Genomic DNA, 6,246 nt, shown 5'->3' with positions numbered 1-6,246 from the left:
GCCGGCAGGCACCGGCGTCGCCGACCTGGATGAGACCGTCGTCGCGCCGACGCCCACGCCGCCGGCCCCGGCCGGACCCGCCGCCCCGGCGGCTCCCGCCGCCCCGGCATCCGCCGCTCCGGCCGACGCGCTGATCGCGTTCGTCCCCGGGGTGACCCGTGACTCCGGGCCGGCCGAGCCGGTCGTGCCCCCGGCTCAGCCGGTGCACGACGCCCACGTCGCTCCTGCGGCGCCGGTGCGTCCCGAGCCGGAGCCCGAGCAGGTGCAGCCGCTCGGCGCCGACGACATCGAGGACACGCGCATCAGCATCCCCGGTCACCGTCTGGTGTTCACCTGGGACGACGGGAGCCGGGTGACCGTGTCGCGCCGCACGATCTTCGGCCGCAACCCCGCGCCGGAGGACGGCGCCGTGATCGTGCCCGTGCGCGACGAGACGCTCTCGCTGTCGAAGACGCACTTCGAGGCGGCATCCGAGGTCTCCGGCGGCTGGATCATGGACCGCCACTCCACCAACGGGATGACGATCGTGCGCGACGGCGTGCGGATCGCCTGCGTGGCGGGCGAGCGCACCCGTGTGCGCCTCGGCGATGTCATCGAGATCGGCGACCGCGTCGTCACGATCGGCGGTTACGCGTGATCCCTCCGATCGTCGTCTCGTGCGGATGGGCCACCCACGCGGGGCTCCGCCGCACACTGAACGAGGACTCGCTGCTGGTGCAGGCGCCGCTGTTCCTGGTCGCAGACGGCATGGGCGGGCACCAGGCCGGTGAAGAGGCCAGCGCGGGCGCCATCCAGGAGTTCGCCGGTCTGATCGGGCGCCCCGCGGTCGCGCTGGACGACGTGCGGTTCGCGATCGCACGCGCCAAGAGCCGCATCGACGCACTGTCGGACGCCGGCACCGGCCGTGCGGGCACGACGCTCAGCGGCGTCGCCGTGGCGTCCGTCGACGGCGTCGGGTACTGGCTCGCCGTGAACATCGGCGACTCGCGCACGTACCGGCTGTCCGACGGCGAACTCGAGCAGATCACCGTCGACCACTCTGTGGTGCAGGAGCTGATCGACGCCGGTGAGCTGCTCGAGGCAGACGCGCGCGGCGATCGTCGCCGGAACATCATCACGCGGGCGCTGGGTGCGGGCAGCACCGGCGAGGCGGATTACTGGATGCTCCCGGCGGAGACCGGCGACCGCATCCTGGTGTGCTCGGACGGGCTGTCGTCGGAAGTGGGCGATGACGTCATCGCCCAGATCCTGACGCAGCACACCGACCCGCAGGTCGCTGCGGACCACCTCGTCGCGGCCGCCCTGGAGCAGGGCGGACGCGACAACATCACGGCGGTCGTCGTCGACGCCGTGCATGTCAGGACGCGCCCCGAGGGCGCAGGGGGAGACGACGACATCGACATCGACGTCGACACGCTGCCGCGTGCCGAAGCCACCGGAGGAGTGCAGTGATGCGAGCGGGATACGAGTTGGGCACCTGGTGGTCGCTGATCGGGCGCACCGGTGTGGTCGTGCTGCCGCCCGATGCCGATGACCGACTGGTCGACGGTCTCTGGGATGTGATCGAGGGCGGCGCAGGCCTGAGCGCCGTCGTGGACGTGCTGACCACGCACGTCGGCGGCGTGTTCGCGGCGATCCCGCCGTTCGTCGCCGTGGTGCGCGAGGGCGCCGACGTGCGGGTCGCGGTGCGCGGCCGGGTCTCCGCGCGGGTCACCGACGCCGAGGGCGACGAGCGCACCTTCACCGGCGCGGAGGTCACCACCTGGAGCGAGCACTTCGTCCCGCGCGGGGTCGAGGCCGAGCTGCTGGTCGACGAGGACGTCACCGGGCGCGTGCTGCCGATCTCGCACGGCGTGATCACGGCGGCCAGGGTCACCCTCGATTTCACGCAGGAGGATGCGGCCGCGCCGCCCCTCCCGGATGCTGCGCTCGCGTCCTTCCCGGAGGCCGCGTTGCCCCCGGCGGATGAGCCTCTCGCCGAGGAGCCGGCGGCCTGGGAGCCTGCGGCCGAGGAGCCTGTGGCCGAGGAGCCGGTTGTCGAGGAGCCTGTTGTCGAGGAGCCGGTGGCCGACGCGCCGGTCCCCGCCGCGGAGCCCGAGGCCGCGCTCGCGCCGGAACCGGAGCCCGAGCCGATCGCCGATCCCGAGCCCGAGCCCGAGCCGGAGCCCCACCCGCAGACCGATCCGTTCGCCACGCTCGGCCTCACCGACGTGTTCGAGGAGGACGTCGAGTCCACCATCGTCAGCCCGGCATCGCTCGCAGCCCCCGTGCCGCCCGCCCCGCCGGCTCCGCCGGCCGACGGCGACCACGACGGCGCGACGATCTCGCTCGCCCAGCTGCGCGCGATGCGCGGCGAGGGCATGGTGCCCCCGCCTCCGCCCGCCCCTGCGGCGCCGGACGCCGCCACCGCGGTGCTCGACGTCCCGGCATCCGCGCGCGGCCGCATCCGCATGTCCACCGGCCAGGTGGTCGAACTCGACCGTCCCGTGATCATCGGACGCCGACCGCGCTCGACGCGCGCCAGCGGCGACAACCTGCCCCACCTGATCGCCGTCGACAGCCCGCAGCAGGACATCTCGCGCAACCACCTGGAGATCCGTCCCGAGGCCGGCGCCTGCGTCGTGATCGACCTGCACACCACGAACGGATCGACACTGCTGCGCACCGGGGCGGACCCGGTGCGCCTGCACCCGGGTGAGCAGAACGTTGTGGTCAGTGGCGACACGGTCGACCTCGGCGACGGGGTGACGATCACGTTCGAGGATCTGCCGTGAGCCGTCCGCCGTCCGCGCCGCCCGCGCTCCCGGGCTTCACCTACATCGACCCGCTCGGCACCGGCGGCTTCGCCGACGTGTTCCTGTACGAGCAGGAGATGCCGCGCCGCAAGGTCGCCGTGAAGGTGCTGCTCGCCGACCGCATCACCGGCAGCGCGGTGAAGGAGTTCACCGACGAGGCGAACGTGATGGCGATGCTCTCCACGCATCCCGCGATCGTCACGATCTATCAGGCGGGCGTCGCCGGCGACGGCCGGCCGTACCTGGTGATGGAGTACTGCCCGCGGCCCAATCTGCAGCTGCGCGCCCGCCGTGAGCGCTTCTCGGTGGCAGAGGCGCTGCGCGTCGGCATCCAGGTCGCCGGTGCGGTCGAGACCGCGCATCGCGCGGGCGTGCTGCACCGCGACATCAAGCCGGCCAACATCCTCGTCACCGAGTACAACCGTCCTGCGCTGACCGACTTCGGCATCGCCTCGACCACCCAGGGTGTCGGCGAGGCGACCGGCATGTCGATCCCGTGGTCGCCGCCCGAGTCTTTCGCCGACCCGCCCTCGGCGACCCCGCGATCCGACGTCTGGGCGCTGGGCGCGACGATCTACACACTGCTCACCGGCCGCTCCCCGTTCGAGCAGCCCGGCGGCCGTAACTCCGGCGCCGATCTGATCGAGCGGATCGAGCGCTCCCCGCTGCCCTCGCTGGCCCGCGCCGATGCGCCGGGCAGCCTGCAGTCGGCGCTCGAGAAGGCGATGGCGAAGAACCCGTCGGATCGGTACCCGAGCGCTGTCGCGTTCGCCCGAGCGCTGCAGAAGGTGCAGATCGAGCTCTCGCACTCGGTCACCCCGGTCGACATCGTCGACGATCAGCCGCACGACGGCGGTGTCGACGAGGACGACGACGGTCTGACCCGGGTCCGTGAGATCGTCTCGATCGACCCGACCAGGCCGTCCGCGACGACCGAGCGCAAGATTCCCGCTCCCGCGATCTCGTTCGGCGACGTGCCCGCCGGCACTCCCTCGTTCACCGCCGCTCCCGCTCTGGACCCATCCGCCCTGGAGGCGACCGTCCAGCGCGGTGTCCCGGCGGATGCCGCGCCCGCTGCCTCAGCAGGCGAGGACGACGACCGCACGATGCTGCGCGCTCCGCGTGTGCTCACGCCGCACGCCACCCCGACGCAGCAGACCCAGCCGACGACGCCCGTCGTCGCGGAGCCGGGCCCTGTCGCAGAGGAGTCCCAGCCCGCCCGCCGCGGCATGCCGTGGTGGGGGTGGGCCGCGGCGTCCGTGGCCGTGCTCGCCCTGATCGTGGGCGGCGCCTGGTTCGCGGGCGGAGCCCTGCTGAACCAGACGGCTCCCACGCCGGCGAAGAGCGACGAGAAGCCCGTTCCGCAGGATCCGATCTCCGCGCTCGTGCCGCAGGTCGGCGACCTGACGGGCGTGCGCCAGGGTGATCAGGTGGTCTTCACCTGGACCAACCCCGATCCGCAGGACGGCGACACCTACATCTGGCAGCCGGTGACGCTCGAAGGCCCCGGCGACGCGGCGACCACCGACAAGACGACGGTGACCGTCCCGGCGCAGGCCTCAGGGGACACCTGCATCGAGGTGACGCTCCGCCGCGACAAGGGGCGCAGCTCCGAGCCGGTCCGGGAGTGCACGCCATGAGCGAAGAGGAACTGCAGACCGGCGCCCAGCCGATTCTGAAGCCGGCCCCGCCGGGACAGGTCACCGTGGAGTTCGCAGGCGAGTACTTCCCGGTGCTCGCCGGTGGGCGCTTCACGGTGGGCCGCGAGGGAGATCTCGCGATCGACGACAATCTGTTCCTGCACCGGTACTTCCTCGACATCTCCGAGGACCAGGGGCTGTGGTGGCTGGCGAACGTCGGCACGCGACTGTCCGCGTCGGTCACCGACGCCTCCGGCGGGGTGCAGGCCTGGCTGTCACCCGGCGCTCGGCTGCCGCTGGTGTTCGCCCGCACGACGATCGTGTTCTCGGCGGGACCGACGACCTACGAACTGGTGGTGCACTCCGCGCAGCCGAAGTTCCGTCCGGTGCGACAGGAGGTCCTCGACGGCGACTCCACCATCGGCGAGGTGCCGCTCACGCTCAGTCAGAAGCTGCTGGTGGTGGCGCTCGCCGAGCCGATGCTGCGTCGTGACGGCACGGGGATGAGCGCCATCCCCTCCTCCGCGGCCGCGGCGGAGCGGCTGGGGTGGACCGTGACGCGCTTCAACAGGAAGCTCGACAACGTGTGCGACAAGTTCGATCGCATCGGCGTGCCCGGCATGCGGGGCGGCGTGCGCTCGGGCGCGACGAACAGGCGCGCGCGGCTGGTCGAGTACGCGGTCACCTCACGGCTGGTGACCCGCGACGACCTGCCGCTGCTCGACCAGGATCACGAGACGGAATCGGAGAACGACGCGGAATGATCTGGGAGGTCGACAGCGGAGAACGGGCGATCGAGGGACTCGACGCACTCGGGCGTCCTGACCCGGGGTATGCGAAGGCGCTCGGGCTCGTCCCGGCACGGAGCGGAATGCGGGTGCTCTCGACGCTCACCGAGCTCCTGGTCGCCGTGCTTCTGGCGCTGCCGGCCACTCTCGTGCTGACGCCGATCGCGCTGTCGATCACCGCGGGGACCTTCGACCCCGTTGCGTTCGGGGAGCGCGGAGACCTGATCTGGCTGCTGGTGGCGGTGATCTCCTCCTATGTGCTCATCTTCGCGTACACGCTGGTGCAGCTGATCCTGCACGGGCGCAAGGGCGTCACGCTGGGCAAGGCCATCTTCGGCATCCGTTCCGTCAACGTGCGCACGCTGGAGCGTCCGGGCTTCTGGCGCGGCGCCGTGGTGCGGTACCTGATCCTCGGCGCGTCGTTCGTGGTGCCCGTGATCGGTCCGCTGCTGGTGATCGCGATCTCGCCCTTCTTCGACGGCGAGCGTCGGGGCCGCGGGTGGCCAGACCTCGTCGCGGCGACCTGGTTCATCGATGTGCGCAAGGGTCTCGACCCCTACGACGTCAAGCGGATGCGCATCGCGCGCAAGCAGCAGAACGTCACGCTGCACGAGGAGAAGGCGCCGCTGCCCTCGCTCGCCACGGCCGTCGACCGTCCCGGCACGGCCGAGTACGTGCCGACCGGACGATTCTCCGGCGGCGTGCTGGGCGCACGGCGGCTGAACGGCGCGACGGATGCTGCTCCCGCGGCGCCCTCGTCCGGCGGCGGGCTGGCCACGCCGCAGGGCCAGGCGCCGGCACCGGACCCGGCTCCGGCGTGGAGTCCGGCATCGGGAGCACCGCAGACGCCGGGACCCGCGCCGTTCGCGCCGGCCGGCACTGCGGCCGCGATGGGGATGATCACCGGTGTGCCGTCGCTGCAGCCGAAGACCGGTGGCGCGGTGCCTGCGGCCCCGGCTCCGGTCGCGCCCGTGGCGCCGTCCCAGGTCGCGCCCTCGGCGCCTGCGCCGACCGCGGCGCCGG

6 protein-coding genes are annotated in these 6,246 nt (G+C 72.5%); all 6 read left to right on the top strand.

What is annotated here, in order from left to right; genetic code table 11:
* Positions 1 to 637: FHA domain-containing protein (locus DY023_RS17925; RefSeq protein WP_181905725.1), on the top strand; the 637-nt coding region annotated here is incomplete at its 5' end.
* Positions 634 to 1,452, top strand: a complete 819-nt coding sequence (locus tag DY023_RS04880; RefSeq protein WP_116241226.1) for a PP2C family protein-serine/threonine phosphatase — start codon at positions 634 to 636, stop codon at positions 1,450 to 1,452. The genes DY023_RS17925 and DY023_RS04880, both read left to right, overlap by 4 nt.
* Entirely contained in the window at positions 1,452 to 2,774 is a 1,323-nt protein-coding gene (locus DY023_RS04875; protein ID WP_116241225.1) for an FHA domain-containing protein, read from the top strand. Before DY023_RS04880 ends, DY023_RS04875 begins: the two co-directional genes overlap by 1 nt.
* Complete coding sequence (locus tag DY023_RS04870) at positions 2,771 to 4,435, top strand: serine/threonine-protein kinase (protein WP_116241224.1); 1,665 nt, start codon at positions 2,771 to 2,773, stop codon at positions 4,433 to 4,435. Before DY023_RS04875 ends, DY023_RS04870 begins: the two co-directional genes overlap by 4 nt.
* Entirely contained in the window at positions 4,432 to 5,199 is a 768-nt protein-coding gene (locus DY023_RS04865; RefSeq protein WP_245958597.1) for a hypothetical protein, read from the top strand. The genes DY023_RS04870 and DY023_RS04865 overlap by 4 nt, the downstream gene beginning before the upstream one ends.
* The coding region (locus tag DY023_RS17920) for an RDD family protein (protein ID WP_181905724.1) at positions 5,196 to 6,246 on the top strand (1,051 nt) is incomplete at its 3' end. The genes DY023_RS04865 and DY023_RS17920, both read left to right, overlap by 4 nt.

The organism is Microbacterium bovistercoris, from assembly GCF_003387575.1.
Taxonomy (GTDB): domain Bacteria; phylum Actinomycetota; class Actinomycetes; order Actinomycetales; family Microbacteriaceae; genus Microbacterium; species Microbacterium bovistercoris.
This window is presented reverse-complemented; position numbering and strand designations above follow the sequence as displayed.

Coding starts and splice junctions, on each gene's coding strand:
- DY023_RS04865 (WP_245958597.1), top strand. CDS start 4,432: ATGAGCGAAGAGGAACTGCAGACCGGCGCCCAGCCGATTCTGAAGCCG.
- DY023_RS04875 (WP_116241225.1), top strand. CDS start 1,452: ATGCGAGCGGGATACGAGTTGGGCACCTGGTGGTCGCTGATCGGGCGC.